This is a genomic window from Pseudomonas sp. Marseille-Q5299, assembly GCF_943737035.1.
GTDB classification, from domain to species: Bacteria; Pseudomonadota; Gammaproteobacteria; order Pseudomonadales; family Pseudomonadaceae; genus Aquipseudomonas; species Aquipseudomonas putida_E.
Window position 1 is genome coordinate 766,484 of record NZ_CALSFR010000003.1, and the last position, 24,744, is coordinate 791,227.

Below are 24,744 nucleotides of genomic sequence, written 5' to 3' on the forward strand. Positions count from 1 at the left end.
TCCACAGGCTAAATCCGGTTATCCACAGCCCTCATGGCACTCCAACCACAGGGTTTAATTTTCTTCTACATGGCGAATCCAGAGGGATGTAGAACGTTATCCACAGATTGGTGCGTGCATAAGAATAAACATAAAAACAAAGCTTTTTTAAATTTCTTCTCTCTAGTTTCTGTTATCAGCCACTCATCCACAGCCTGGTCAAAATTTGCGCAAAAGGTTTCTTTAGAGGGGGTGAAGTCCCTATACTTGTCCGCTTACCTTCTCTATTCGCAAAAACAGGCACGAGGTGCGTGGTGGATTTCCCTTCCCGTTTTGAAGTGATCGTCATCGGCGGCGGCCATGCCGGTACCGAGGCTGCGCTTGCGTCTGCACGCATGGGTGTGAAAACCCTGCTGCTGACCCATAACGTGGAAACCCTCGGTCACATGAGCTGCAACCCGGCCATCGGTGGCATCGGTAAAAGCCATCTAGTCAAAGAGATCGATGCGCTCGGCGGTGCCATGGCACTGGCCACTGACAAGAGCGGCATCCAGTTCCGCGTGTTGAACAACCGCAAGGGCCCGGCTGTTCGCGCCACCCGTGCACAGGCCGACCGCGCCATCTACAAGGCCGTGGTTCGCGAAATCCTGGAAAACCAGCCAAATCTGTGGATATTCCAGCAGTCCTGTGACGACCTGATCGTCGAGCAAGACCAGGTCAAAGGCGTGGTTACGCAAATGGGGCTGCGGTTCTTCGCCGATTCGGTGGTGCTCACGACCGGCACTTTCCTGGGTGGCCTTATCCACATCGGCCTGCAGAACCATTCCGGCGGCCGCGCTGGCGATCCACCGTCGATTGCCTTGGCCCACCGCATGCGTGAATTACCGCTGCGCGTCGGTCGTCTGAAAACCGGTACACCTCCGCGTATCGACGGTCGTTCGGTGGACTTTTCGGTGATGACCGAGCAGCCGGGCGACACACCAATCCCGGTCATGTCGTTCATGGGCAACGCCGCGATGCACCCGCGTCAGGTCAGCTGCTGGATTACCCACACCAATGCGCGTACCCACGAAATCATCGCTTCGAACCTCGACCGTTCGCCGATGTACTCGGGCGTCATCGAAGGTGTCGGCCCGCGTTACTGCCCGTCGATCGAGGACAAGATCCATCGCTTTGCCGACAAGGAAAGCCATCAGGTGTTCATCGAGCCGGAAGGCCTGACCACCCATGAGCTGTACCCCAACGGCATTTCCACTTCGCTGCCGTTTGACGTGCAGCTGGAGCTGGTGCGCTCGATTCGCGGTATGGAAAATGCGCACATCGTGCGCCCGGGCTATGCCATCGAATACGACTACTTCGATCCGCGTGACCTCAAGTACAGCCTCGAGACCAAGGTTATCGGTGGCTTGTTCTTCGCTGGCCAGATCAACGGCACTACCGGTTACGAAGAAGCCGGCGCCCAAGGCCTGCTGGCCGGTACCAACGCCGCACTGCGCGCGCAGGGCCGCGAAAGCTGGTGCCCGCGCCGTGACGAGGCGTACATCGGAGTGCTGGTCGACGACCTGATTACCCTGGGTACCCAGGAGCCGTACCGCATGTTCACTTCGCGAGCCGAATACCGGTTGATCCTGCGCGAAGACAACGCCGACCTGCGCCTGACCGAGAAAGGTCGTGAGCTTGGTCTGATCGACGACCAGCGCTGGGCCGCGTTCTGCGCCAAGCGTGACGGCATCGAGCGTGAGGAACAGCGCTTGAAATCGACCTGGGTACGCCCGAATACACCGCAGGGCCAGGCCGTTGTGGATAAGTTCGGTACCCCGCTGAGTCACGAATACAGCCTGCTCAACCTGCTGGCGCGACCGGAAGTGGACTACGCCGGGCTGATCGAAGCGACCGGCGGCGAACAGATCGATCCACAGGTTGCCGAACAGGTCGAAATCAAGACCAAGTACGCTGGCTACATCGATCGCCAGCAGGACGAGATCGCTCGCCTGCGTGCCAGTGAAGACACCTGCCTGCCTGTGGATATCGACTACACCTCGATTTCCGGCCTGTCCAAGGAAATCCAGGGCAAGCTCGGCCAGACTCGCCCGCAGACGCTGGGCCAGGCTTCGCGGATCCCTGGCGTGACACCAGCGGCAATTTCCCTGTTGTTGATACATCTGAAAAAACGCGGCGCTGGCCGCGAATTGGAGCAAAGCGCTTGAGTTCCCTGGTCACCCCGCAACACGCTGAAGAGTTGTCCACAGGTGCACGCCAGCTCGGTGTCGAGCTGAGCGCCGAGCAGCACGAACGGCTGCTTGGCTACCTGGCCCTGTTGATCAAATGGAACAAAGCCTACAACCTGACGGCCGTGCGCGACCCGAACGAGATGGTTTCGCGCCATCTGCTGGACAGCCTCAGCGTAATGGGTTTTATCCACAGCGATCGCGATAGCTGGCTTGATGTCGGCAGCGGCGGTGGCATGCCCGGGATTCCATTGGCTATCCTGCATCCGCACAAACGCGTAACCGTGCTGGACGCCAACGGCAAGAAAACCCGCTTCCTCACCCAGGTGAAGATGGAGCTGAAACTGGACAACCTCACGGTTATCCACAGCCGGGTCGAGGCCTTCCAGCCAGCACAGCCGTTCAGCGGCATCATCTCTCGCGCCTTCAGCAGCATGGAGAACTTCACCAACTGGACCCGCCACTTGGGCGACACCGGGACGCAGTGGCTTGCAATGAAGGGGCTGCATCCTGCCGATGAACTGGTAGCATTGCCCGCAGACTTCACAGTGGAAAGCGAGCAGGCCCTGACCGTTCCAGGTTGCCAGGGCCAGCGCCATCTGCTGATACTGCGCCGCAAGGCATGACTGGGAACACACGCAACAATGGCTAAGGTATTCGCAATCGCGAACCAGAAAGGTGGAGTGGGTAAAACCACCACCTGTATCAATCTCGCCGCATCGCTGGCTGCGACCAAGCGTCGTGTGCTGCTGATCGACCTCGATCCGCAGGGCAACGCCACCATGGGCAGCGGTGTGGACAAACACGAACTCGAACACTCGGTCTACGACCTGCTGATCGGGGAATGCGACCTTGCCCAGGCCATGCACTACTCCGAGCATGGTGGCTTCCAGTTGCTGCCGGCCAACCGCGACCTGACTGCCGCGGAAGTGGTGCTGCTGGAAATGCAGGTCAAGGAGAGCCGCCTGCGCAACGCCCTGGCGCCTATCCGCGAGAATTACGACTTCATCCTCATCGATTGCCCACCGTCGCTGTCGATGCTGACGCTCAATGCCCTGGTCGCCTCCGATGGCGTGATCATTCCGATGCAGTGCGAGTATTACGCACTGGAAGGTCTCAGCGACCTTGTGGATAACATCAAGCGCATTGCCGCCCGTCTGAACCCGGAGCTGAAGATCGAAGGGCTGCTGCGCACCATGTACGACCCGCGTCTTAGCCTGAACAACGATGTATCGGCGCAGCTCAAGGAGCACTTCGGCGAGCAGCTTTACGATACCGTCATTCCGCGCAACATCCGCTTGGCCGAGGCACCGAGCTTTGGCATGCCGGCGCTGGCCTACGACAAGCAATCGCGTGGCGCACTGGCCTATCTGGCCCTGGCCGGGGAACTGGTTCGCCGTCAACGCCGTCAATCACGCACTGCACAAACAACTTAAGGAATCCGCATGGCCGTTAAGAAACGGGGTCTCGGACGTGGGTTGGATGCACTGCTCAGTGGTCCTTCCGTCAGCGCGCTCGAAGAGCAGGCTGTCAAGATCGACCAGAAAGAACTGCAACACCTGCCGGTCGAGTTGATCCAGCGCGGTAAATACCAGCCGCGCCGTGACATGGATCCGCAGGCGCTGGAAGAACTGGCGCACTCGATTCGCACGCACGGTGTGATGCAGCCGATCGTGGTGCGCCCGATCGATGGCAACCGCTACGAGATCATTGCCGGTGAGCGCCGCTGGAGGGCCACGCAGCAGGCTGGCCTGGACACCGTCCCGGCGATGGTGCGGGAAGTGCCTGATGAAGCGGCCATCGCCATGGCCCTCATCGAGAACATCCAGCGAGAGGACCTCAACCCGTTGGAAGAGGCCCTGGCCCTGCAGCGCCTGCAACAGGAGTTCGAACTGACCCAGCAGCAGGTAGCCGATGCCGTGGGCAAGTCGCGGGTTACCGTGGCCAACCTGCTGCGCCTGATCTCGCTGCCTGAAGCGATCAAGACCATGCTTGCCCATGGTGATCTGGAGATGGGCCACGCACGTGCTTTGCTCGGTCTTGAAGAAGATCGCCAGGAAGAAGGGGCGCGTCATGTTGTCGCACGTGGGCTGACTGTGCGCCAAACCGAGGCACTGGTGCGCCAGTGGCTCAGTGGCAAACCTGACCCGGTAGAACCGAGCAAACCTGACCCGGATATCGAGCGCCTTGAACAGCGGCTCGCAGAGCGCCTGGGCTCCGCGGTGCAGATTCGTCACGGAAACAAGGGAAAAGGCCAGCTGGTTATTCGCTATAACTCGCTCGACGAGTTGCAGGGCGTCCTTGCTCACATCCGCTGAAACAATTCCAGTTGTAGCGCGCAGTCGGAAATCACTACCCAAGAGTTGAATAGGGGTTAATCCACCCCTATACTCTGCGCGCATTTTGTCGGCACAATTTATGCCAAGTCGTTACTGACTTGTTGGTCGACTTCTGAGGAGCAGTTGTGATGGAAATCCGCACGCCAAACCGCCTGCCTTTCCATCGCTGGGCGGTTTTTCCGGTACTGCTGGCTCAATTTGTCGTGCTGCTGCTGGCAACATTGGTGTTGTGGCAGTGGAAAGGGGCAGTCAGTGGATATTCAGGTCTCTGCGGAGGTTTGATTGCCTGGCTGCCGAATATGTATTTCGCCTGGAAGGCTTTTCGCTTTAGCGGAGCCCGGGCGGCGCAGGCCATCGTCAAGTCGTTTTACGCAGGCGAGGCCGGCAAGATGATTTTGACGGCAGTGCTGTTCGCACTGACCTTCGCAGGAGTGAAGCCACTGGCGCCGTTAGCAGTCTTCGGCGTCTTCGTGTTGACCCTTTTGGTCAGCTGGTTTGCGCCCCTGCTGATGAATAAAAGACTTTCGAGACCTTAGGGCGTTTGAGGCAACCATGGCAGCAGAAACCGCTTCGGGCTATATCCAGCACCACTTGCAGAACCTGACCTACGGTCAACTACCAGACGGCAGCTGGGGCTTCGCCCATTCGGCTGCAGAAGCCAAGGCAATGGGCTTCTGGGCGTTCCACCTGGACACCCTGGGTTGGTCCGTCGCGCTGGGTCTGATCTTCCTGTTCATCTTCCGCATGGCGGCGAAGAAGGCGACCTCCGGCCAGCCTGGCGGTCTGCAGAACTTCGTCGAAGTGATGGTCGATTTCGTCAACGGCAGCGTGAAGGACTCCTTCCACGGCCGTAGCCCGGTGATTGCGCCGCTGGCACTGACCATCTTCGTCTGGGTATTCCTGATGAACGCCGTCGACCTGGTACCGGTCGACTGGATTCCTCAGCTGGCCATCCTGATTTCCGGTGATCCGCACATTCCGTTCCGCGCCGTGTCGACTACCGACCCGAACGCGACGCTGGCAATGGCCTTCTGCGTGTTCGCCCTGATCATCTTCTACAGCATCAAGGTCAAGGGCCTGGGCGGCTTCATCGGTGAGCTGACCCTGCACCCGTTCGGCAGCAAGAACATCTTCGTGCAGATCCTGCTGATTCCGGTCAACTTCCTGCTCGAGTTCGTCACCCTGATCGCCAAGCCGATCTCGCTGGCGCTGCGACTGTTCGGCAACATGTACGCCGGCGAGCTGGTGTTCATCCTGATCGCCGTGATGTTCGGCTCCGGCCTTCTGTGGCTGAGCGGCCTGGGTGTGGTGCTGCAGTGGGCGTGGGCTGTGTTCCACATCCTGATCATCACCCTGCAAGCTTTCATCTTCATGATGCTTACCATCGTCTACCTGTCGATGGCTCACGAAGATAACCATTAAGACCGCCTGGCGTGTCTGATAGCCTTCCCCGCTCGTTTGGGGGGAGGGCTTTAAAAGTCCGCAAGGGCAGCTGTTCCAAACGATTTGTTTTACCGCTTCAAACTAAAAACCTAACCAATACGACGTAAAAGTCGGGAGGAAAGATGGAAACTGTAGTTGGTCTGACCGCTATCGCTGTTGCTCTGCTGATCGGCCTGGGTGCTCTGGGTACCGCCATTGGTTTCGGCCTGCTGGGCGGCAAATTCCTGGAAGGCGCTGCTCGTCAGCCTGAGATGGTTCCGATGCTGCAGGTCAAAATGTTCATCGTTGCCGGTCTGCTCGACGCCGTAACCATGATCGGTGTTGGTATCGCTCTGTTCTTCACCTTCGCGAATCCGTTCGTTGGTCAGATCGCCGGCTAATCACTCGTATTCACGAGTTGATGGCTGTATGAATTAAGACCGAGCGAGGTGTTGGCGTGAACATTAATGCAACCCTGATTGGCCAATCCGTTGCTTTCCTGATTTTTGTACTCTTCTGCATGAAGTATGTATGGCCTCCGGTCATCACTGCTCTGCAAGAGCGCCAAAAGAAGATTGCCGACGGCTTGGACGCTGCCAACCGCGCAGCTCGCGACCTGGAGCTGGCCCAAGAGAAAGCGGGTCAGCAACTGCGTGAAGCTAAAGCACAGGCAGCCGAAATCATTGAGCAAAGCAAGAAACGCGCTGCTCAGCTTGTCGAGGAAGCCCGTGAACAGGCCCGCGTCGAAGCTGACCGTGTGAAGGCTCAGGCTCTGGCCGAGATCGAACAGGAACTGAACAGTGCCAAAGACGCCCTGCGTGCCCAAGTGGGTGCCCTGGCCGTTGGCGGTGCTGAAAAGATCCTTGGCGCCACAATCGATCAAAACGCGCATGCGGAGCTGGTTAACAAACTGGCCGCTGAAATTTAAGCGAGGGCGATCATGGCAGAACTGACCACGTTGGCCCGACCTTACGCTAAGGCTGCCTTTGAGCATGCCCAGGCCCATCAGCAACTGGCCAATTGGTCAGCCATGCTCGGCCTGGCTGCTGCGGTGTCGCAAGACGACACCATGCAGCGCCTGCTCAAGGCCCCGCGACTGACGAGCGCAGAAAAGGCCGCCACGTTCATTGACGTGTGCGGTGACAAGTTCAATGCACAGGCACAGAATTTCATTCATGTTGCCGCGGAAAACGACCGTCTCCTGCTTCTGCCGGAGATTGCCGCTCTGTTCGACCTGTACAAGGCCGAGCAAGAGAAATCCGTGGACGTGGAAGTCACCAGTGCCTTCGCGTTGAACCAAGAACAGCAAGACAAACTCGCCAAGGTTCTCAGTGCACGGTTAGGCCAGGAAGTGCGCCTGCACGCGTCGGAGGATGCCAGCCTGATTGGCGGCGTCGTCATCCGCGCTGGTGACCTGGTAATCGATGGCTCTGTTCGCGGCAAAATCGCGAAACTGGCCGAAGCATTGAAATCTTGAGTTTGAAGGGGCAGCAGAGCAATGCAGCAACTCAATCCTTCCGAAATTAGTGAAATCATCAAGGGCCGCATCGACAACCTCGATGTGAGCTCCCAAGCCCGTAACGAAGGTACCGTCGTTTCGGTTTCCGACGGTATCGTGCGGATCCACGGTCTGGCCGACGTCATGTACGGCGAAATGATCGAGTTCCCTGGCGGCGTCTACGGCATGGCCCTGAACCTGGAGCAAGACTCCGTAGGTGCAGTGATCCTGGGTGCCTATGACACCCTCGCCGAAGGCATGAGCGCCAAGTGCACCGGCCGCATCCTGGAAGTTCCGGTTGGTAAGGAACTGCTGGGCCGCGTAGTCGACGCACTGGGCAACCCGATCGATGGCAAAGGTCCTCTGGGCAACACCGAGACCGACGCGGTCGAGAAAGTTGCTCCAGGCGTGATCTGGCGTAAGTCGGTAGACCAGCCTGTACAGACTGGCTACAAGTCCGTCGACGCCATGATCCCGGTCGGCCGTGGCCAGCGTGAGCTGATCATCGGTGACCGTCAGATCGGCAAGACCGCCATGGCCATCGACGCCATCATCAACCAGAAAGACTCCGGTATTTTCTGCGTTTATGTTGCTGTCGGCCAGAAGCGTTCCACCGTTGCCAACATCGTTCGCAAGCTGGAAGAAAACGGCGCCCTGGCCAACACCATCGTGGTGGTTGCCAGTGCTTCGGAATCCGCCGCACTGCAATTCCTGGCGCCATACGCCGGTTGCACCATGGGCGAGTTCTTCCGTGACCGCGGCGAAGACGCACTGATCGTTTACGATGACCTGTCCAAGCAGGCCGTTGCCTACCGTCAGATCTCCCTGCTGCTGCGCCGTCCACCAGGACGCGAAGCGTACCCAGGCGACGTGTTCTATCTCCACTCCCGTCTGCTGGAGCGTGCATCGCGCGTTTCGGAAGAGTACGTCGAGAAGTTCACCAACGGTGCTGTAACTGGCAAAACCGGTTCCCTGACTGCGCTGCCGATCATCGAAACTCAGGCTGGCGACGTTTCCGCGTTCGTTCCGACCAACGTGATTTCCATCACCGACGGTCAGATCTTCCTGGAGTCGGCCATGTTCAACTCGGGCATCCGTCCTGCAGTGAACGCCGGTGTTTCGGTATCCCGCGTAGGTGGTGCTGCTCAGACCAAGATCATCAAGAAGCTGTCCGGTGGTATTCGTACCGCTCTGGCTCAGTACCGTGAACTGGCTGCATTCGCCCAGTTCGCCTCCGATCTGGACGAAGCGACCCGCAAGCAGCTGGAGCATGGTCAGCGCGTTACCGAGCTGATGAAGCAGAAGCAGTACGCGCCAATGTCCATCGCGGACATGGCCCTGTCGCTGTACGCCGCTGAGCGTGGTTTCCTGACTGACGTAGAAGTCTCCAAGATCGGCAGCTTCGAGCAAGCACTGATCGCCTTCTTCAACCGTGATCACGCTGAACTGATGGCGAAGATCAATGTGAAGGGTGACTTCAACGACGAAATCGACGCAGGCCTGAAAGCCGGTATCGAGAAGTTCAAGGCCACCCAGACCTGGTAAGCCGCAGCGGGGGCTCAGGCCCCCGCTTGCTAACCTGATAGGTGATACATGGCAGGCGCAAAAGAGATTCGCAGTAAGATTGCGAGCATCAAAAGCACGCAAAAAATTACCAGCGCCATGGAGAAAGTGGCGGTCAGCAAGATGCGCAAGGCACAAATGCGCATGGCTGCTAGCCGTCCTTACGCGGAGCGTATCCGCCAGGTGATCGGTCATCTGGCCAACGCCAACCCGGAATACCGCCACCCCTTCATGATCGAGCGCCCTGTAAAGCGTGCCGGTTATATTGTGGTGAGCAGTGACCGTGGTCTGTGCGGTGGCTTGAATACCAACCTGTTCAAGGCCCTGGTCAAGGACATGAACGCGAACCGCGAACAGGGCGTGGAAATCGACCTGTGCGTGATCGGCAGCAAGGGTGCGACTTTCTTCCGCATCTTTGGCGGCAACGTCGTAGCCGCGATCAGCCACTTGGGCGAAGAGCCATCGATCAACGATCTGATCGGCTCCGTCAAAGTGATGCTGGACGCCTACCTGGACGGCCGTATCGATCGCCTCTGCGTGGTTTCGAACAAGTTCATCAATACCATGACCCAGAAGCCGACGGTCGAGCAATTGGTACCGTTGGTGGCAACCCCGGATCAGGAACTCAAGCACCACTGGGATTACCTGTACGAACCCGACGCAAAAGAGCTGCTGGACGGCTTGATGGTGCGTTACGTGGAGTCGCAGGTATACCAGGCGGTGGTCGAGAACAACGCTGCTGAACAAGCGGCCCGGATGATCGCGATGAAGAACGCCACAGACAACGCCGGTGATTTGATCAAAGAGCTCCAGCTGATCTACAACAAGGCGCGTCAGGCTGCGATCACCCAGGAGATCTCGGAAATCGTCGGCGGCGCTGCCGCGGTTTAACGGTTCACATATTCAGAGGATCCAGCTATGAGTAGCGGACGTATCGTTCAAATCATCGGCGCCGTCATCGACGTGGAATTCCCACGTGACGTCGTGCCGAGTGTATACAACGCGCTGAAAGTACAAGGCGCGGAAACCACCCTGGAAGTTCAGCAGCAGCTGGGCGACGGCGTGGTTCGTACCATTGCGATGGGCTCGACCGAAGGCCTGAAGCGCGGTCTGGATGTCGTCGACACCGGTGCTGCCATTTCCGTTCCTGTTGGTAAGGCCACCCTGGGCCGTATCATGGACGTACTGGGCAACCCGATCGACGAAGCCGGCCCGATCGGCGAAGAAGAGCGTCGCGGTATCCACCAGCCAGCGCCTTCGTTCGCTGACCAGGCAGGCGGCAACGACCTGCTGGAAACCGGCATCAAGGTTATCGACCTGGTTTGCCCGTTCGCCAAGGGTGGTAAGGTTGGTCTGTTCGGTGGTGCCGGTGTCGGCAAGACCGTAAACATGATGGAACTGATCCGTAACATCGCCATGGAACACAGCGGTTACTCCGTGTTCGCTGGTGTGGGTGAGCGTACTCGTGAGGGTAACGACTTCTACCACGAGATGAAGGACTCCAACGTTCTCGACAAAGTAGCCTTGGTCTACGGTCAGATGAACGAGCCACCAGGAAACCGTCTGCGCGTAGCGCTGACCGGCCTGACCATGGCTGAGAAGTTCCGTGACGAAGGTAACGACGTTCTGCTGTTCGTCGACAACATCTATCGTTACACCCTGGCCGGTACCGAAGTATCCGCACTGCTGGGCCGTATGCCTTCGGCAGTAGGTTACCAGCCGACCCTGGCTGAAGAGATGGGCGTTCTGCAAGAGCGCATCACCTCCACCAAGGAAGGTTCGATCACCTCCGTCCAGGCCGTATACGTACCAGCGGACGACTTGACCGACCCGTCGCCAGCGACCACCTTCGCCCACCTGGACGCCACCGTCGTTCTGTCCCGTGACATCGCCTCCCTGGGTATCTACCCAGCGGTCGACCCACTGGACTCGACTTCGCGTCAGCTGGACCCGAACGTGATCGGCAATGAGCACTACGACACTGCTCGTGGCGTTCAGTATGTTCTGCAGCGCTACAAAGAGCTGAAGGACATTATTGCGATCCTGGGTATGGACGAACTGTCCGAGACCGACAAGCAACTGGTAGCCCGCGCTCGTAAGATCCAGCGCTTCCTGTCGCAGCCGTTCTTCGTGGCCGAAGTTTTCACCGGTTCGCCAGGTAAGTACGTTTCCCTGAAAGACACCATCGCTGGCTTCAGCGGCATCCTCAAAGGTGACTACGACCACCTGCCAGAACAAGCGTTCTACATGGTCGGCAGCATCGACGAAGCGATCGAGAAAGCCAAGAAACTGTAATTCCTGCGCCCCGCAAGGGGCGCTATCAGGTTGAGGCAAGCAGATGGCTATGACAGTCCATTGCGATATCGTCAGCGCGGAAGGAGAGATTTTCTCCGGTCTGGTCGAGATGGTGGTTGCGCACGGTAACCTGGGTGATCTTGGTATCGCTCCAGGCCACGCGCCTCTGATCACCAATCTGAAGCCAGGTCCGATCACGCTGACCAAGCAGGGTGGCGCCCAAGAGGTGTATTACATCTCTGGTGGTTTCCTCGAGGTTCAGCCGAACATGGTCAAGGTGCTTGCCGATACCGTGCAACGTGCTACAGACCTGGATGAAGCTCAGGCTCAGGAAGCCCTCAAGGCTGCCGAGAACGCCCTGAGTCTGAAAGGCGCGGACTTCGATTACGGCGCCGCCGCCGCACGTCTGGCCGAGGCCGCAGCTCAGCTGCGTACCGTCCAGCAAATGCGCAAAGGCAAGTAATCGGCCCCGGCTGATCACTGCTGTTGCGATTGAGTAAAAGGGTAGCCTCGGCTACCCTTTTTCTTTTTCCGAATTCCCCCTCGGTCATTTCTCTGACCGCCCAGGATTGGTAGCCAGTCAATGTCACTCGATATCGTTATTCTCGCCGCCGGCCAAGGTACCCGCATGCGCTCGGCGCTGCCCAAGGTGCTGCACCCGGTGGCCGGCAATTCCATGCTCGGCCATGTTATCCACAGCGCACGGCAGCTTCAGCCTCAAGGCATTCACGTAGTGATTGGCCATGGTGCGGAGCAGGTGCGTGAGCGCCTGGCAGCCGACGACCTGAATTTCGTTATGCAGGACAAGCAACTGGGTACCGGGCATGCCGTTGCCCAAGCGCTGCCGGCGATCACTGCCGACACGGTGCTGGTGCTGTATGGCGACGTACCGCTGATTGAAGTGGAAACCCTGCAACGCCTGCTGGCCAAGGCCACCGACCAGCAGCTGGGCCTGCTCACCGTTAACCTGCAAGACCCGACCGGCTACGGGCGCATTGTGCGTGATGCCCAAGGCAAGGTGACTGCGATCGTCGAGCACAAGGACGCCAGCGATGTGCAGAAAGCGATCAAGGAAGGCAATACCGGCATCCTGGCCCTGCCAGCCGCTCACCTTGCCGACTGGATGGGGCGTTTGTCGAACAACAACGCCCAAGGTGAGTATTACCTGACCGACGTCATCGCCATGGCAGTGGCTGATGGCCTGGTGGTGGCTACCGAACAACCGCACGACCCGATGGAAGTGCAGGGTGCCAATGACCGGCGCCAGCTATCCGAACTCGAGCGCCACTATCAACTGCGCGAAGGCCGACGATTGATGGCACAGGGTGTGACCCTGCGTGACCCGGCTCGTTTCGACGTGCGTGGTGAAGTGACCGTTGGTCGCGATGTGCTGATCGATATCAACGTCATCCTCGAAGGCAAGGTCGTGATCGAGGACGACGTTCAGATTGGGCCTAACTGCGTGATCAAGGACAGCACCCTGCGCAAAGGCGTGGTGGTCAAGGCCAACAGCCATATTGAAGGCGCCGTGATGGGCGAGGGTAGCGATGCCGGCCCGTTCGCGCGCCTGCGCCCGGGCAGCGTGCTGGATGCCAAGGCCCATGTGGGTAACTTTGTCGAACTGAAGAATGCCCACCTGGGTGAAGGCGCCAAAGCGGGTCACTTGAGCTACCTGGGTGATGCCGAGATCGGGGCACGCACCAATATTGGTGCTGGCACCATCACGTGCAATTACGATGGTGCCAACAAGTTCAAGACTGTGATGGGCGAGGATGTGTTCATCGGTTCGAACAACTCGTTGGTGGCGCCTGTGGATATCAAGGCGGGGGCCACAACTGCGGCGGGTTCGACGATTACCCAGACTGTCGAGGCTGGGCAACTTGCCGTGGGACGTGCGCGTCAGCGTAACATCGATGGCTGGAAGCGGCCGGAGAAGATCAAGAAGGACTGATTATCCACAGCCCGTTCGATCGAAAGCCGACTTGTGTGAATAAGTCGGCTTTTTTATTGGCTGTAAAGGCATCGGAGGGGCAAGCCGCTGCACCGCGATCGGTGGTATTTATTTATCCACAGGCCGGTGATTTTTCAGATCGACAGCCTTGACGAAATCTCTCTCATAGGTTTTGATTGCAATCATTATCTTTCGAATCGAAACTTAAGCGCCCATGTCGAAACGAAATACCCCCCAACGCCGTCACAACATCCTGGCCATGCTCAGCGAGCAAGGTGAGGTCAGTGTGGACGCATTGGCCAAGCGCTTTGAAACGTCGGAAGTCACCATACGCAAGGACCTCGCTGCCCTCGAGGCCAATGGCTTGCTGCTGCGTCGCTACGGCGGCGCGGTACCGGTTCCGCAGGAGATGCTTGGGGAAACCGCACAGCCAGTGTCTGCCTACAAGAAAGCCATCGCCCGCGCTGCTGTCGGCCGTATCCGTGAACACGCGCGGATCATCATCGACAGTGGCAGCACTACTGCCGCGATGATCCCTGAGCTCGGCCGCCAGCCAGGCCTGGTGGTGATGACCAACTCTTTGAACGTGGCCCGCGCCATTAGCGAGCTTGAGCATGAACCGGTACTGCTGATGACCGGCGGCACCTGGGACCCGCACTCCGAGTCGTTCCAGGGCCAGGTCGCCGAGCAGGTACTGCGCTCATACGATTTCGACCAGTTGTTCATCGGCGCAGATGGCATCGACCTCAACCGCGGCACCACGACTTTCAATGAGCTGCTGGGCCTGAGCCGAGTCATGGCCGAAGTGGCCCGCGAGGTGATCGTGATGGTCGAATCCGACAAGGTCGGGCGCAAGATCCCCAATCTTGAACTGCCTTGGGGCAGTGTCAGCACCCTCATTACAGACGAACGCCTGCCAGCAGCGGCACGCGAACAGATTCAAGCCCGCGGCGTCAACCTGATGTGCGCCGCGATCAGCCAGGAGAAATAATCATGTGTGGAATCGTTGGCGCCGTAGCTGAACGCAACATCACCGCCATTCTCATCGAAGGCCTCAAGCGGCTCGAGTACCGCGGCTACGACAGCGCCGGCCTTGCCGTTTATACCCAGCAAGGTGAACTGCAGCGCCGACGCCGCATCGGCAAGGTCGCTGAACTGGACGCTGCCAACGCTGCCGACCCGCTGATCGGCCAGTTGGGCATTGCCCACACCCGTTGGGCTACCCACGGCGCACCGACCGAGGGCAATGCGCACCCGCATTTCTCGGGTGAAGAAGTGGCAGTGGTACACAACGGCATCATCGAAAACCATGAAGAGCTGCGCGAAGAGCTCAAAGGCTTGGGCTATGTGTTCGTTTCGCAAACCGATACCGAGGTTATCGTCCACCTGATCCACCATACCCTCAAGACCATCCCGGACCTGGCGGACGCACTGAAGTCAGCGGTCAAGCGCCTGCACGGTGCCTATGGCCTGGCGCTGATCAGCGTGAAACAACCCGATCGTCTGGTTGCCGCGCGCAGTGGCAGCCCGTTGGTGATTGGCCTTGGCCATGGTGAGAATTTCCTGGCTTCCGACCAGTTGGCGCTGCGCCAGGTCACTGACCGCTTCATGTACCTGGAGGAGGGCGACATCGCTGAGATCCGCCGTGACCAGGTGAAGGTCTGGGATCAGGCCGGCAACGCGGTCCAGCGCGAAACCGTGCAGTATCACGAAGGCGCCGAAGCCGCTGACAAGGGCGCATATCGCCACTTCATGCTCAAGGAGATTCACGAGCAGCCGACCGTGGTTCAGCGCACTCTGGAAGGCCGCCTGGGCAAGGACCATGTGCTGGTCCAGGCCTTTGGCCCACAGGCTGCTGAACTGTTCGCCAAGGTGCGCAACGTGCAGATCGTGGCCTGTGGTACCAGCTACCACGCCGGCATGGTCGCCCGTTACTGGCTGGAAAGCTTGGCCGGCATCCCTTGCCAGGTCGAAGTAGCCAGTGAGTTCCGCTACCGCAAGGTGGTGGTCCAGCCGGACACCCTGTTCGTTTCGATTTCCCAGTCTGGCGAAACTGCCGACACCCTCGCTGCCCTGCGCAATGCCAAGGAACTGGGCTTCCTCGGCAGCCTGGCCATCTGCAACGTGGGTATCAGCTCGCTGGTCCGCGAATCCGACCTGACCCTGCTGACACTGGCCGGCCCGGAAATCGGCGTGGCGTCGACCAAGGCGTTCACTACCCAGCTGGTATCGTTGATGCTGCTGACCCTGGCCCTGGGCCAGGTGCGTGGCACCCTCGAGGCTGGTGTGGAAGCGGAGCTGGTCGAAGAGCTGCGTCGCCTGCCGGCACGCCTGGGCGAAGCCCTGGCCATGGACCACACCGTCGAAAAGATCGCCGAGCTGTTCGCCGACAAGCACCACACCCTGTTCCTGGGCCGTGGTGCGCAGTACCCGGTTGCGATGGAGGGTGCGCTCAAGCTCAAAGAGATTTCCTACATCCACGCCGAAGCGTACCCTGCGGGTGAGCTCAAGCATGGCCCGCTGGCGCTTGTGGATAACGACATGCCGGTGGTTACTGTAGCGCCGAACAACGAGCTACTGGAGAAGCTCAAGTCGAACCTGCAGGAAGTCCGCGCCCGGGGTGGTGAGCTGGTGGTGTTCGCCGATGAGCACGCCGGTATGAGCAACGGCGAAGGTACCCATGTAATCAAGGTACCGCACATCGCTGACGCGCTGGCACCGATCCTGTACACCATTCCACTGCAGTTGCTGTCGTACTACGTGGCGGTGCTCAAGGGCACTGATGTTGACCAGCCGCGTAACTTGGCTAAGTCGGTGACGGTGGAATAAGCATCGGCGGCCAAGAGGCCAATTGGTTTCGTTGAATTAAAACGGTCGTCGAACAATTGAAACTGCCGCCGGTAGAGGGGGAAGCGTTCGCTTTTCCTCTACCGGCGGTTTTACAAGCCTCCCTGCTTCTCCCCTACCTCAGACTGGCGTTTTCTCGCAGCCTTCCCAATTAAGGCTGATGAAACTCTTTCGTCGTGCGTGACAAGCGCCATCCCGCGTCGCCTTACATTGCAGGCGACTGATCAACTCCCGCCCTGGCCCAGAATGTTTCTGCAGACTGACTGAGGGTTGCTTTTGGCCGGGTCAGATGAATTTCCAGGGGAATGTCCCAGCTTTCATCGAGCGCCCGGATCAAACGCCCGTCCAGTATCTCCTGCTCCGTAAGGCTCTTGGGTAGCCACGCCACGCCCTTGCTTTCCAAGGCCATGGACATCAACACCGCTGCAAGGTGACTGGTGAACAGGGGCTTGAGGTGAAGGTAATCTTCTTTGCCGCGCAGTCTGTGCGCGACGATACGGCCCAGTCCGGATTCATGGGTGTAGGCGAGGTAAGGCAATGCCGCAGGAGAAGTACCGAAGTCAGCGCGGGCACTGGCAAGCGGAACGAGAGTGTCTTCGCCTATCTTCTTGCTGGTGAACTGTTCGGGTGCCAATAGCGGCGGTACGTCGGGGTGGCGGTGGCATAGCAAAAACTGAACCTGGCCATGAATCAGCATTTGCTCACAAACGGCCATGCTATCTGAGTGCAGTTGAACTGCCTCGATTGGCGCACCGCTTTCGGAACTCCGGAGCCACTTCGGGAAGAATGTAAACGAGAGGGAGTGTGTCGCTGCGAATTGTAGTGACCTGGCTGCTACCCCTGCGACCTCTTGAGCTTCGCTGCGTATCCGGTACAAGGATCGGGCCGCTTCCTGGGCACTGGGCAAGATATGCCTGCCAGCCTCGGTGAGCGTGGCTCCATGTGGTGAGCGCACGAACAGCTCAACTCCCATCCAGTTCTCAAGAGAGCGGACTCTGCGGCTGAAGGCCGGCTGGGTTACGTGTCGCGCTTCGGCCGCCCGCACGAAGCTTCCGTACTCCGCCAGCGCTGAAAGATCTTCTAGCCAAACAAGTTCCAAGGGCCATGCCTCCTGTGCATAGGGTCCGGCATTAATAGCATTGGGCGAGCGCTACCTCAAAGCATAACGTGGGGCCACATACAACAAGAGGAACCCGTCATGCGTATCGTCGACATCCGTGAAAAAACCGTTTCCATTGCCTCGCCAATCGCCAATGCCTATATCGATTTTTCCAAGATGACCTGCTCGGTCGTCGCTGTTGTCACGGATGTGATTCGCGACGGTAAGCCGGTCATCGGCTATGGCTTCAACTCCAACGGTCGCTATGGCCAAGGCGCTTTGATGCGTGACCGCTTCCTTGCACGTATCACTGAAGCAGACCCAGAGACTCTCATCGACCACGAAAACAACAACCTGGACCCGTTTGCCATCTGGAAAACCCTGATGACCAACGAGAAACCAGGAGGTCACGGTGAGCGCTCTGTCGCCGTGGGCACCATCGACATGGCGGTTTGGGATGCCGTAGCAAAAATCGAAGGAAAACCGCTGTACCGCTTGCTCGCTGATCGTTACCGCAACGGCGTCGCCGACGATAAAGTCTGGGTGTACGCAGCCGGCGGCTATTACTACCCTGGCAAAGATCAAACCAAGCTCAAAGCCGAGATGCAGAGCTATCTCGACCGCGGCTACGACGTCGTGAAAATGAAGATCGGCGCGGTCCCGCTGGACGAGGACATCCGCCGTATCGAAGCCGTGCTTGAAGTGGTTGGCGACGGCCGCCGCCTGGCCGTCGATGCCAATGGGCGCTTCGATCTGCAGACCGGTATCGCCTACGCCGAAGCCATCAAGAAATACAACCTGTTCTGGTACGAAGAGATCGGTGATCCGCTCGACTACGCGCTGCAGGCTGAGCTGGCAAATCACTATGAACTGCCTATGGCCACTGGCGAAAACCTGTTCTCTCATCAGGACGCCCGCAACCTGCTGCGCCACGGCGGTATGCGACCTGATCGTGACTATCTGCAGTTCGACTGCGCGCTGTCTTACGGCCTTGTCGAATACATGCGCACCCTCAAGGTGATGGAAGAAATGGGCTGGTCTTCCCGCCGCGTTGTACCCCACGGTGGCCACCAGATGTCGCTCAACATTGCCGCCGGCCTGCACCTTGGTGGTAACGAGTCGTACCCGGATGTTTTCCAGCCGTTCGGCGGCTTCGCGGACGGCATCAAGGTTGAAAACGGCTACGTCGGCCTGCCCGACATTCCGGGTGTGGGCTTTGAAGCCAAATCCGCCTTGTACGCAGTGATGCGTGAGCTGGGCGAGGGTTGATCATCCTCGGTATGCGGTCTCTGTAGAAGAGGCCGCAGTACCAGGCGGAGCGCAGCACCGCCAAGCCACATGCCCATCACAAAAATAAAATGAGGTGCTTTCGTGGAAATTTCCAAATCCCGCTGGTACGGCCAGCTGTATGTGCAAGTGCTGATCGGCATCGTGATCGGCGCGGCAATCGGTTACTTCTTACCCGATATCGGTGCCAAGCTCCAACCTTTCGCCGATGGCTTCATCAAACTGATCAAGATGCTCTTGGCACCGATCATCTTCGGTACTGTCGTTGTTGGTATCGCCAAGATGGGCAGCATCAAAGAGGTTGGCCGAATTGGCGTTAAGGCGCTTATCTACTTCGAGATACTGTCGACCATTGCCTTGGTCGTCGGCCTCATTGTGGTCAACATCGTTAAACCCGGCGAAGGCATGAACATCAATGCCAACGCCCTCGATGGCAGTGCCATCAGCAAATACAGCCAAGCCGCGAGTGAACAAGGCGGCACGATCGAATTCTTCCTCAATATCATCCCGCATACCTTCGTCGGCGCTTTCTCCAACGGCGTAATGCTGCAGGTGATCCTGCTTTCTGTCTTGATGGGCGTCGCTCTGGTGCAGATGGGTGAAACCAGCAAGCCGCTGATCAATACCATCGACTTGTTCCTTCAAGGCCTGTTCAAAATCGTCGCAATGGTCATGCGCCTCGCTCCGATCGGCGCCGGTGCCGGCATGGCATTCACCATTGGCAAGTACGGTATCGGCACGTTGCTGTCACTCGGCCAATTGCTGATCGCACTGTATATCACCACTCTGATATTCATTGTGGTCGTGCTCGGTGCCGTCGCCAGATGGTCCGGAATGCCGCTGATGCAGTTCCTCCGTTACTTCAAAGATGAAATTCTCATCACCCTAGGTACCTGCTCAACCGAAGCCGTGCTTCCGAGAATGATGGTGAAACTGGAGAAGCTTGGCTGCAAGAAATCGGTGGTCGGCATGGTGCTGCCTACGGGCTACACCTTCAACGCGGACGGCACATGCATCTACCTCACAATGGCTGCCATCTTCATCGCCCAAGCGACCAACACGCCGCTGACATTCATGGATCAAATGATTCTGCTGGCCGTATTCCTGCTGACCTCCAAAGGCTCGGCTGGCGTTGCGGGTGCGGGGTTTGTAACGCTGGCTGCAACGCTCACAACTATCCATTCCATTCCGCTGGTAGGCCTTGTGCTGCTGCTGGGCATCGATCGGTTCCTCAACGAAGCGCGGGCGGTGACCAACCTGATCGGTAATGGCATCGGCACCATCGCGATCGCCAAGTGGGACAACTCCTTTGATGTCGAAGCTTGTGAACGAGAAATCGCAGCCATGAAACAGGAAAAGGCGGCAAGGAAGGCCTTGCTGGCGCATAAGTGACTCACCTTCACTTCCGGTCATCGCGCTTGAAAGTCGGCGATGATCGGTTGTGATCTGGTTTCTTTAGCCCCGCAAAGCGTGCTCTGCACCAGCTGAATGAATTTGATGGAGCCGAATATGATCGAGCGATCGCATCATGAATTGCGCAAGGCGTTTGGTGATTTGCTTCAAGGACATGTCTGTAAATTTGCTGCTTCCGTATTCGATCCCATATCGGTGCGTATGGCATCCGACCTCGGTTTCGAGGTGGGTATACAGGGAGGGTCTGTCGCCTCGCTTCAAGTGCTTGGGGCACCGGACATTGCACTCCTGACGCTTGATGAGTATGTCGAGCAGGTCAACAGAGTTGGGCGTGCGAGCCAAATCCCTATCATCGCTGACGCTGACCATGGGTTTGGGAATGCGCTGAATGTCATGCGCACAGTCACTGAGTTACAGAAAGCCGGCGTTGCCGCGTTGACTTTGGAAGACACTCATCTGCCGGCCAGATACGAAGAGCAATCGCCGGCGTTGATCGGAGGGGAAGAGGCAGCAGCCAAGATCTACGCTGCTCGATTTTCCCGCTCGGATGACAGCCTCAGCATCATCGCCAGAACGAACGTGGCCGCAACCACTCTGGAAGATTCTATCGCTCGTACTGCGGCCTATGAGAAAGCGGGTGCAGATGCTATCTGCTTGGTCGGGGTCAAAGACTTCCATCACCTAGCGGCACTCACGGAACACCTCACCACGCCGATCATGCTTATCAACTACGGTAATCCGGCCCTCAGTGATGTTGAAAAACTCAGCGCGGCCAATGTGCGCATCGTGGTCAATGGGCATACTCCTTATTTTTCAGCGATCAAGTCGATCTACCAAGCGCTGCGTGAGCAAAGCGGTTCACAGGGGCGCGAACTCTCCCTCCCTGAGCTGATTTCGAAGTACACGCGCGTCGAAAGTTATCGAGAGTGGACGAAGACGTATCTGAAGGTAGGGCACGACTCGCCACGCTGAGTCATCCCACGCGGCCCGGTGAAAGCGGAGGCCTGACGGCCCCCGCATTTCCTCACTGATCAGTTTGCCTGGTGTGCAATCTCACTGTGCCTAGGCAGTGCGATCGAGATGAGTGCGGCAGCCAATACGAAGATGCTGGAGACCCACAAACAAGCCTCTAACCCATAAGCTTGGAACACCCAACCTGACAGCAACGTGCCGACCAAGCGACCGAGGGCGTTGGACATGTAGTAGAAGCCTACATCCAGGGAGACGCCGTCTTCCTTGGCATAGCTGACGATCAGGTAGCTGTGCAGCGATGAGTTCACCGCGAACAGCACGCCGAACAGCATCAACCCACCAAGCAGCACTATTTGCGCCGACCAGCCTGCCGACAGGCCCACGGCTATGAGCGCAGGGAGCCCGGCCAGGGCGATTGCCCAGATGAAGGCCGCTCTGCCATCGGGCACATGACCGCGCTTCTTGCCGGTGATGTGAGGAGCAAGCGACTGGACGATGCCATAGCCGATCACCCACGCGGCCAAGAAACCACCGACCAGCCAGAAGTCCCAGCCAAACGCCGTGCTCAGGTACACCGGCAACGCCACCACGAACCAGACGTCCCGCGCACCGAACAAAAACAGCCGTGCGGCCGAGAGGATGTTGATGGCCCGGCTCTTGGACAGCATGTCGCGGAACTTCGGTTTGGCCTTGGCTTTGCCCAAGTCCTTTTTCAGCAGCATCAAACTGCCGATCCAGATCAGAGCCAGTACTGCTGCCATGGCCAGCACCGCCAGGGTGAAACCAAGCAGCGCAAGCAGTGCTCCCCCGAGGAAGAAGCCGACGCCTTTGAGCGCGTTCTTGGAGCCCGTGAGGATGGCCACCCACTTGTAGAGCGTGCCTTGCTGGCTGTCCGGCACCAGGAGCTTGATGGAGCTTTTGGCGCTCATCTTGTTCAGGTCCTTGGCGATGCCGGATAGCGCCTGGGCGGCCATCACCCACGGCACCGTCAGCCCGGTTGCCGGTACCGTGAGCATCAGCAAGGCCACAACCTGCATGCCAAGGCCGATGTTCATGGTGCGGTTGAGCCCCAGGCGGGCGCCGAGGTAACCGCCCACCAGGTTTGTGATCACGCCGAACACTTCGTAGAACAGGAACAGCGCCGCGATCTGCAGCGGCGTGTAGCCCAGCGAATGGAAGTGCAGTACCACCAGCATGCGCAATGCGCCGTCGGTGAGGGTGAAGGCCCAGTAATTGCCGGTAACCAGCAGGTACTGACGCACTTGTGCAGGCAGGGCTGACAACGCCTTCATGATCGCTGTTTACTCCGCTGCGCCGACCAAGCGTGCCAGCTCAGCTGCACGGTTGGCGTAGCCCCACTCGTTGTCGTACCAGGCGTAGATCTTCACCTGGGTACCGTTGACCACCAAGGTGGACAGCGCATCGATGATTGAGGAGCGTGGATCGGTGCGGTAGTCGATGGACACCAAGGGGCGCTCTTCGTAGCCCAGGATGTCCTTCAGCGGCCCTTCGGCAGCGGCTTTCAGCAGCGCGTTGACCTCTTCAGCCGTCGTCTGTCGTTCCACTTCGAACACGCAGTCTGTCAGCGAGGCATTGGCCAGCGGTACACGCACGGCGTGACCATTCAGCTTGCCGCGCAGCTCGGGGAAGATCTCGGCGATTGCGGTGGCCGAGCCTGTCGTGGTCGGTATCAGACTCATGCCTGAGGCACGCGCGCGCCGCAGGTCCTTGTGCGGTGTATCGAGGATGCTCTGGGTATTGGTGAGGTCGTGAATGGTGGTGATCGAGCCGTGGCGGATGCCCAGGTTCTCGTGAATCACCTTGACCACCGGGGCCAGGCAGTTGGTGGTGCAAGAAGCGGCGGTGACGATACGGTGCTGCGCCGGGTCGAACAGGTGCTGGTTGACGCCCATCACCACGTTCAGTGCGCCTTTCTCCTTCACTGGAGCGCAGACCACCACACGTTTGACGCCCTGATCCAGGTAGGCCTGGAGCACGGCTACCGACTTCATCTTGCCGCTGGCCTCGATGACCAGATCGCAGCCCGACCAGTCTGTGTCCGCGATGGTCTTGTTCGCGGTGACCTTGAGGCGCTTGCCTTCGATCACTACCGCGTCGCCTTCTGCGCGGGCTTCACGGTGCCAGCGTCCGTGGATCGAATCGAAGTTGATCAGATGGGCATGGGTCTCGGCGTCACCGGCCGGGTCATTGATCTGCACAAACTCGAATTCTGGCCAGTCCCAGGACGCGCGGAGCGCCAAGCGACCAATACGGCCAAACCCGTTGATACCTACTTTGATAGCCATGTTCTTGTTCTCGGATCGCGATTAGCGAAAGGTCAGAGGGTGTCGCTGAACTGGTTGATGTACCCAACGTGCGCAGCGTTGCTAGCACGGGGTACGGGTGCAGTTGCCTGCTCAGAAAGCCTCAAATGGATCGTTGGTTGACACGCTTGGACAGTTCCTCTGCCGACTCCTTGCGCTCGGAGTAGCGATCGACCAGGTAGTCGGAGCGGTCACGAAGCAGAAGGGTGAACTTCACCAGCTCCTCCATCACGTCGACGACACGGTCGTAGTACGAAGAGGGTTTCATGTGGCCCGCCTCGTCGAATTCCAGATAGGCCTTCGGCACGGACGACTGGTTAGGGATGGTGAACATGCGCATCCAGCGGCCGAGGACACGCAGCTGGTTGACCACGTTGAACGACTGCGAGCCACCGCAGACCTGCATCACCGCAAGGGTTTTGCCTTGGGTCGGGCGCACGGCGCCCATGCTCAGTGGAATCCAGTCGATCTGCGACTTGAACACGCCGGTCATTGCACCGTGGCGTTCTGGCGAGCACCAGACCATGCCTTCGGACCACAGCACCAGATCGCGCAGCTGCTTGACCATAGGGTGGTCGTCGGGGGCGTCGTCCGCCAATGGCAGGCCGGACGGATTGAAAATTCGCGTCTCGGCACCGAAGTGCTCCAGCAGGCGGGCTGCTTCTTCCGTCAGCAGACGGCTGAAGGAACGTTCGCGGGTCGATCCGTACAGCAGCAGGATGCGAGGCTTATGAGTGGACTTTTGCTCGACTGCCAGTTTGGCTGCGGTCGGCAGGTCGACCAGATCGTTGTCGATGTTGGGGATGTGGTGTTCGGTCATGATTTACTCCTGAGACAAGGCGCCAGGTGGCTGAAAGCGGTCTCGCAGAGGGTGTTGCGGCAGCTATTGGCTGTGCAGAGGAACAGAACTTTCATCGGTTCTTCTCGGCAAGGATCAGCAGCACGAGGCGACGCGTTGTGGGCGGTCACCCATGGAGTCCAGACGTTTGGTGCTGGTACTCAGCCATTCGCGGTTGGCTTCCAGCGTCGTCGCCAGGACCTCACGTACCCAGGCGGGAAGCGATGGATGCAGCCGGTAATAAACCCACTGGCCCTGGCGGCGGTCTTCCAGCAGGTCACAGGTGCGAAGCTGCGCCAAGTGGCGGGAAACCTTTGGCTGGCTTTCTTCCAGCGCGCAGGTCAGTTCACAGACGCAGAGTTCTTCCTCGCGAGCGATCAGCAGCATCATCCGAATGCGGTTTTCGTCGGCGAGGCATTTGAAGACCTTGGTAGGGGTCAGCGAGTCAGTCATGGGTTACTCAGTGTTTGGTATTCACAAGGACGAGCAGCTTGATGCGCTCATGGATCTCGTGAAGGGTGTGTCGGAAGGCATCGTGTTTGTCACTGGTCGCTGCGCTGAAAGCGTCGAAATGCACAGGGTTCGTGTGCCGGAGCAAAGCTTGGCGAGCGAGCTGCGTTTGCGGTACAAACAAACAGGACGCGGATCTTGCCAATCCGCGCCTATATGTTTTTTCGAATATACGCTTT

Annotated in this window: 24 protein-coding genes and 2 pseudogenes; 19 read left to right on the forward strand and 7 right to left on the reverse strand. The window is 58.6% G+C overall.

The annotated features are described in order from the left end of the window. The first annotated feature begins 293 nt into the window (after nt 1-293). The 16 genes from mnmG to glmS all read left to right on the forward strand — a co-directional run bounded on the left by mnmG (nt 294) and on the right by glmS (nt 16,104). Nucleotides 294-2,186 carry a tRNA uridine-5-carboxymethylaminomethyl(34) synthesis enzyme MnmG gene (mnmG, locus tag NGJ21_RS12225; protein WP_012316954.1) on the forward strand — a complete coding sequence of 631 codons (1,893 nt, stop codon included), beginning with the start codon at nt 294-296 and terminating at the stop codon, nt 2,184-2,186. Then, nucleotides 2,183-2,833: a 16S rRNA (guanine(527)-N(7))-methyltransferase RsmG gene (gene rsmG / locus NGJ21_RS12230; protein ID WP_119688003.1), complete on the forward strand. Its 651-nt coding sequence runs from the start codon at nt 2,183-2,185 to the stop codon at nt 2,831-2,833. The genes mnmG and rsmG overlap by 4 nt, the downstream gene beginning before the upstream one ends. A gap of 18 nt (nt 2,834-2,851) precedes the next feature. Beyond that, the gene (locus NGJ21_RS12235; protein WP_012316952.1) at nt 2,852-3,643 is read left to right on the forward strand and encodes a ParA family protein; all 792 of its coding nucleotides are present in this window, start codon (nt 2,852-2,854) and stop codon (nt 3,641-3,643) included. Nucleotides 3,644-3,652: 9 nt separating this feature from the next. Continuing rightward, on the forward strand, nt 3,653-4,525 hold the full coding sequence (locus tag NGJ21_RS12240; protein WP_046786784.1) for a ParB/RepB/Spo0J family partition protein: 873 nt from the start codon (nt 3,653-3,655) through the stop codon (nt 4,523-4,525). Between the two features lie 149 nt (nt 4,526-4,674). Continuing rightward, nucleotides 4,675-5,082 carry a F0F1 ATP synthase subunit I gene (locus tag NGJ21_RS12245; protein ID WP_012316950.1) on the forward strand — a complete coding sequence of 136 codons (408 nt, stop codon included), beginning with the start codon at nt 4,675-4,677 and terminating at the stop codon, nt 5,080-5,082. A gap of 16 nt (nt 5,083-5,098) precedes the next feature. After that, nucleotides 5,099-5,968: a F0F1 ATP synthase subunit A gene (gene atpB / locus NGJ21_RS12250; RefSeq protein WP_003260030.1), complete on the forward strand. Its 870-nt coding sequence runs from the start codon at nt 5,099-5,101 to the stop codon at nt 5,966-5,968. Between the two features lie 143 nt (nt 5,969-6,111). After that, the gene (gene atpE / locus NGJ21_RS12255; RefSeq protein WP_003097235.1) at nt 6,112-6,369 is read left to right on the forward strand and encodes a F0F1 ATP synthase subunit C; all 258 of its coding nucleotides are present in this window, start codon (nt 6,112-6,114) and stop codon (nt 6,367-6,369) included. Between the two features lie 56 nt (nt 6,370-6,425). Then, the gene (locus NGJ21_RS12260) at nt 6,426-6,896 is read left to right on the forward strand and encodes a F0F1 ATP synthase subunit B (protein WP_003253189.1); all 471 of its coding nucleotides are present in this window, start codon (nt 6,426-6,428) and stop codon (nt 6,894-6,896) included. Nucleotides 6,897-6,908: 12 nt separating this feature from the next. Then, nucleotides 6,909-7,445 carry a F0F1 ATP synthase subunit delta gene (locus NGJ21_RS12265; RefSeq protein ID WP_003253191.1) on the forward strand — a complete coding sequence of 179 codons (537 nt, stop codon included), beginning with the start codon at nt 6,909-6,911 and terminating at the stop codon, nt 7,443-7,445. 21 nt (nt 7,446-7,466) lie between these two features. Continuing rightward, a complete protein-coding gene (atpA, locus tag NGJ21_RS12270; RefSeq protein WP_021785310.1) occupies nt 7,467-9,011 on the forward strand; it encodes a F0F1 ATP synthase subunit alpha in 1,545 nt (514 codons plus the stop codon). A gap of 48 nt (nt 9,012-9,059) precedes the next feature. Then, a complete protein-coding gene (gene atpG / locus NGJ21_RS12275; protein ID WP_046786783.1) occupies nt 9,060-9,920 on the forward strand; it encodes a F0F1 ATP synthase subunit gamma in 861 nt (286 codons plus the stop codon). Nucleotides 9,921-9,947: 27 nt separating this feature from the next. Next, nucleotides 9,948-11,324: a F0F1 ATP synthase subunit beta gene (atpD, locus tag NGJ21_RS12280; RefSeq protein ID WP_016489910.1), complete on the forward strand. Its 1,377-nt coding sequence runs from the start codon at nt 9,948-9,950 to the stop codon at nt 11,322-11,324. Between the two features lie 43 nt (nt 11,325-11,367). Continuing rightward, a complete protein-coding gene (locus NGJ21_RS12285) occupies nt 11,368-11,787 on the forward strand; it encodes a F0F1 ATP synthase subunit epsilon (protein WP_012316945.1) in 420 nt (139 codons plus the stop codon). Between the two features lie 120 nt (nt 11,788-11,907). Continuing rightward, nucleotides 11,908-13,275: a bifunctional UDP-N-acetylglucosamine diphosphorylase/glucosamine-1-phosphate N-acetyltransferase GlmU gene (gene glmU, locus NGJ21_RS12290; protein WP_251962164.1), complete on the forward strand. Its 1,368-nt coding sequence runs from the start codon at nt 11,908-11,910 to the stop codon at nt 13,273-13,275. A gap of 214 nt (nt 13,276-13,489) precedes the next feature. Continuing rightward, nucleotides 13,490-14,266, forward strand: coding sequence for a DeoR/GlpR family DNA-binding transcription regulator (locus NGJ21_RS12295; RefSeq protein WP_161872851.1), 777 nt, complete (start codon nt 13,490-13,492; stop codon nt 14,264-14,266). A gap of 2 nt (nt 14,267-14,268) precedes the next feature. Further along, the gene (gene glmS / locus NGJ21_RS12300; RefSeq protein WP_046786781.1) at nt 14,269-16,104 is read left to right on the forward strand and encodes a glutamine--fructose-6-phosphate transaminase (isomerizing); all 1,836 of its coding nucleotides are present in this window, start codon (nt 14,269-14,271) and stop codon (nt 16,102-16,104) included. A gap of 223 nt (nt 16,105-16,327) precedes the next feature. On the opposite strand, the gene NGJ21_RS12305 is transcribed toward glmS, so the two are convergent. Continuing rightward, nucleotides 16,328-17,221: a LysR family transcriptional regulator gene (locus NGJ21_RS12305; RefSeq protein WP_174142378.1), complete on the reverse strand. Its 894-nt coding sequence runs from the start codon at nt 17,219-17,221 to the stop codon at nt 16,328-16,330. 99 nt (nt 17,222-17,320) lie between these two features. Between NGJ21_RS12305 and NGJ21_RS12310 the strand changes: the two genes are divergently transcribed. From NGJ21_RS12310 to NGJ21_RS12320, 3 genes are all read left to right on the forward strand, one after another. Continuing rightward, nucleotides 17,321-18,490: a mandelate racemase/muconate lactonizing enzyme family protein gene (locus NGJ21_RS12310; RefSeq protein WP_089230364.1), complete on the forward strand. Its 1,170-nt coding sequence runs from the start codon at nt 17,321-17,323 to the stop codon at nt 18,488-18,490. Between the two features lie 102 nt (nt 18,491-18,592). Beyond that, nucleotides 18,593-19,900 carry a C4-dicarboxylate transporter DctA gene (dctA, locus tag NGJ21_RS12315; RefSeq protein ID WP_115273201.1) on the forward strand — a complete coding sequence of 436 codons (1,308 nt, stop codon included), beginning with the start codon at nt 18,593-18,595 and terminating at the stop codon, nt 19,898-19,900. 117 nt (nt 19,901-20,017) lie between these two features. Next, on the forward strand, nt 20,018-20,893 hold the full coding sequence (locus NGJ21_RS12320) for an isocitrate lyase/PEP mutase family protein (RefSeq protein ID WP_115273200.1): 876 nt from the start codon (nt 20,018-20,020) through the stop codon (nt 20,891-20,893). A 59-nt stretch (nt 20,894-20,952) separates the two neighbouring features. Here NGJ21_RS12320 and arsJ read toward each other — a convergent pair whose 3' ends face one another. The 6 genes and pseudogenes from arsJ to NGJ21_RS25930 all read right to left on the reverse strand — a co-directional run bounded on the left by arsJ (nt 20,953) and on the right by NGJ21_RS25930 (nt 24,711). Then, complete coding sequence (gene arsJ, locus NGJ21_RS12325) at nt 20,953-22,185, reverse strand: organoarsenical effux MFS transporter ArsJ (protein WP_251962165.1); 1,233 nt, start codon at nt 22,183-22,185, stop codon at nt 20,953-20,955. Nucleotides 22,186-22,194: 9 nt separating this feature from the next. Next, a complete protein-coding gene (locus NGJ21_RS12330; protein ID WP_251962166.1) occupies nt 22,195-23,199 on the reverse strand; it encodes an ArsJ-associated glyceraldehyde-3-phosphate dehydrogenase in 1,005 nt (334 codons plus the stop codon). 121 nt (nt 23,200-23,320) lie between these two features. Next, on the reverse strand, nt 23,321-24,037 hold the full coding sequence (arsH, locus tag NGJ21_RS12335; RefSeq protein WP_251962167.1) for an arsenical resistance protein ArsH: 717 nt from the start codon (nt 24,035-24,037) through the stop codon (nt 23,321-23,323). 17 nt (nt 24,038-24,054) lie between these two features. After that, nucleotides 24,055-24,132: pseudogene (locus NGJ21_RS26075) on the reverse strand (arsenate reductase ArsC); the annotation flags it as partial. A 19-nt stretch (nt 24,133-24,151) separates the two neighbouring features. Next, nucleotides 24,152-24,508 carry a metalloregulator ArsR/SmtB family transcription factor gene (locus tag NGJ21_RS12340; protein ID WP_012316898.1) on the reverse strand — a complete coding sequence of 119 codons (357 nt, stop codon included), beginning with the start codon at nt 24,506-24,508 and terminating at the stop codon, nt 24,152-24,154. A gap of 7 nt (nt 24,509-24,515) precedes the next feature. Next, nucleotides 24,516-24,711: pseudogene (locus tag NGJ21_RS25930) on the reverse strand (hypothetical protein). Between the last annotated feature and the right edge of the window lie 33 nt (nt 24,712-24,744).

Excerpts from the sequence above, each read along its gene's own strand:
- NGJ21_RS12235 (WP_012316952.1), top strand. The coding sequence starts at position 2,852 with ATGGCTAAGGTATTCGCAATCGCGAACCAGAAAGGTGGAGTGGGTAAA.
- NGJ21_RS12240 (WP_046786784.1), top strand. The coding sequence starts at position 3,653 with ATGGCCGTTAAGAAACGGGGTCTCGGACGTGGGTTGGATGCACTGCTC.
- atpD (WP_016489910.1), top strand. The coding sequence starts at position 9,948 with ATGAGTAGCGGACGTATCGTTCAAATCATCGGCGCCGTCATCGACGTG.
- NGJ21_RS12295 (WP_161872851.1), top strand. The coding sequence starts at position 13,490 with ATGTCGAAACGAAATACCCCCCAACGCCGTCACAACATCCTGGCCATG.
- NGJ21_RS12285 (WP_012316945.1), top strand. The coding sequence starts at position 11,368 with ATGGCTATGACAGTCCATTGCGATATCGTCAGCGCGGAAGGAGAGATT.
- glmS (WP_046786781.1), top strand. The coding sequence starts at position 14,269 with ATGTGTGGAATCGTTGGCGCCGTAGCTGAACGCAACATCACCGCCATT.
- NGJ21_RS12320 (WP_115273200.1), top strand. The coding sequence starts at position 20,018 with ATGATCGAGCGATCGCATCATGAATTGCGCAAGGCGTTTGGTGATTTG.
- glmU (WP_251962164.1), top strand. The coding sequence starts at position 11,908 with ATGTCACTCGATATCGTTATTCTCGCCGCCGGCCAAGGTACCCGCATG.
- NGJ21_RS12310 (WP_089230364.1), top strand. The coding sequence starts at position 17,321 with ATGCGTATCGTCGACATCCGTGAAAAAACCGTTTCCATTGCCTCGCCA.
- NGJ21_RS12245 (WP_012316950.1), top strand. The coding sequence starts at position 4,675 with ATGGAAATCCGCACGCCAAACCGCCTGCCTTTCCATCGCTGGGCGGTT.
- NGJ21_RS12265 (WP_003253191.1), top strand. The coding sequence starts at position 6,909 with ATGGCAGAACTGACCACGTTGGCCCGACCTTACGCTAAGGCTGCCTTT.
- atpE (WP_003097235.1), top strand. The coding sequence starts at position 6,112 with ATGGAAACTGTAGTTGGTCTGACCGCTATCGCTGTTGCTCTGCTGATC.
- atpA (WP_021785310.1), top strand. The coding sequence starts at position 7,467 with ATGCAGCAACTCAATCCTTCCGAAATTAGTGAAATCATCAAGGGCCGC.
- NGJ21_RS12340 (WP_012316898.1), bottom strand. The coding sequence starts at position 24,508 with ATGACTGACTCGCTGACCCCTACCAAGGTCTTCAAATGCCTCGCCGAC.
- arsH (WP_251962167.1), bottom strand. The coding sequence starts at position 24,037 with ATGACCGAACACCACATCCCCAACATCGACAACGATCTGGTCGACCTG.
- arsJ (WP_251962165.1), bottom strand. The coding sequence starts at position 22,185 with ATGAAGGCGTTGTCAGCCCTGCCTGCACAAGTGCGTCAGTACCTGCTG.
- NGJ21_RS12330 (WP_251962166.1), bottom strand. The coding sequence starts at position 23,199 with ATGGCTATCAAAGTAGGTATCAACGGGTTTGGCCGTATTGGTCGCTTG.
- atpB (WP_003260030.1), top strand. The coding sequence starts at position 5,099 with ATGGCAGCAGAAACCGCTTCGGGCTATATCCAGCACCACTTGCAGAAC.
- atpG (WP_046786783.1), top strand. The coding sequence starts at position 9,060 with ATGGCAGGCGCAAAAGAGATTCGCAGTAAGATTGCGAGCATCAAAAGC.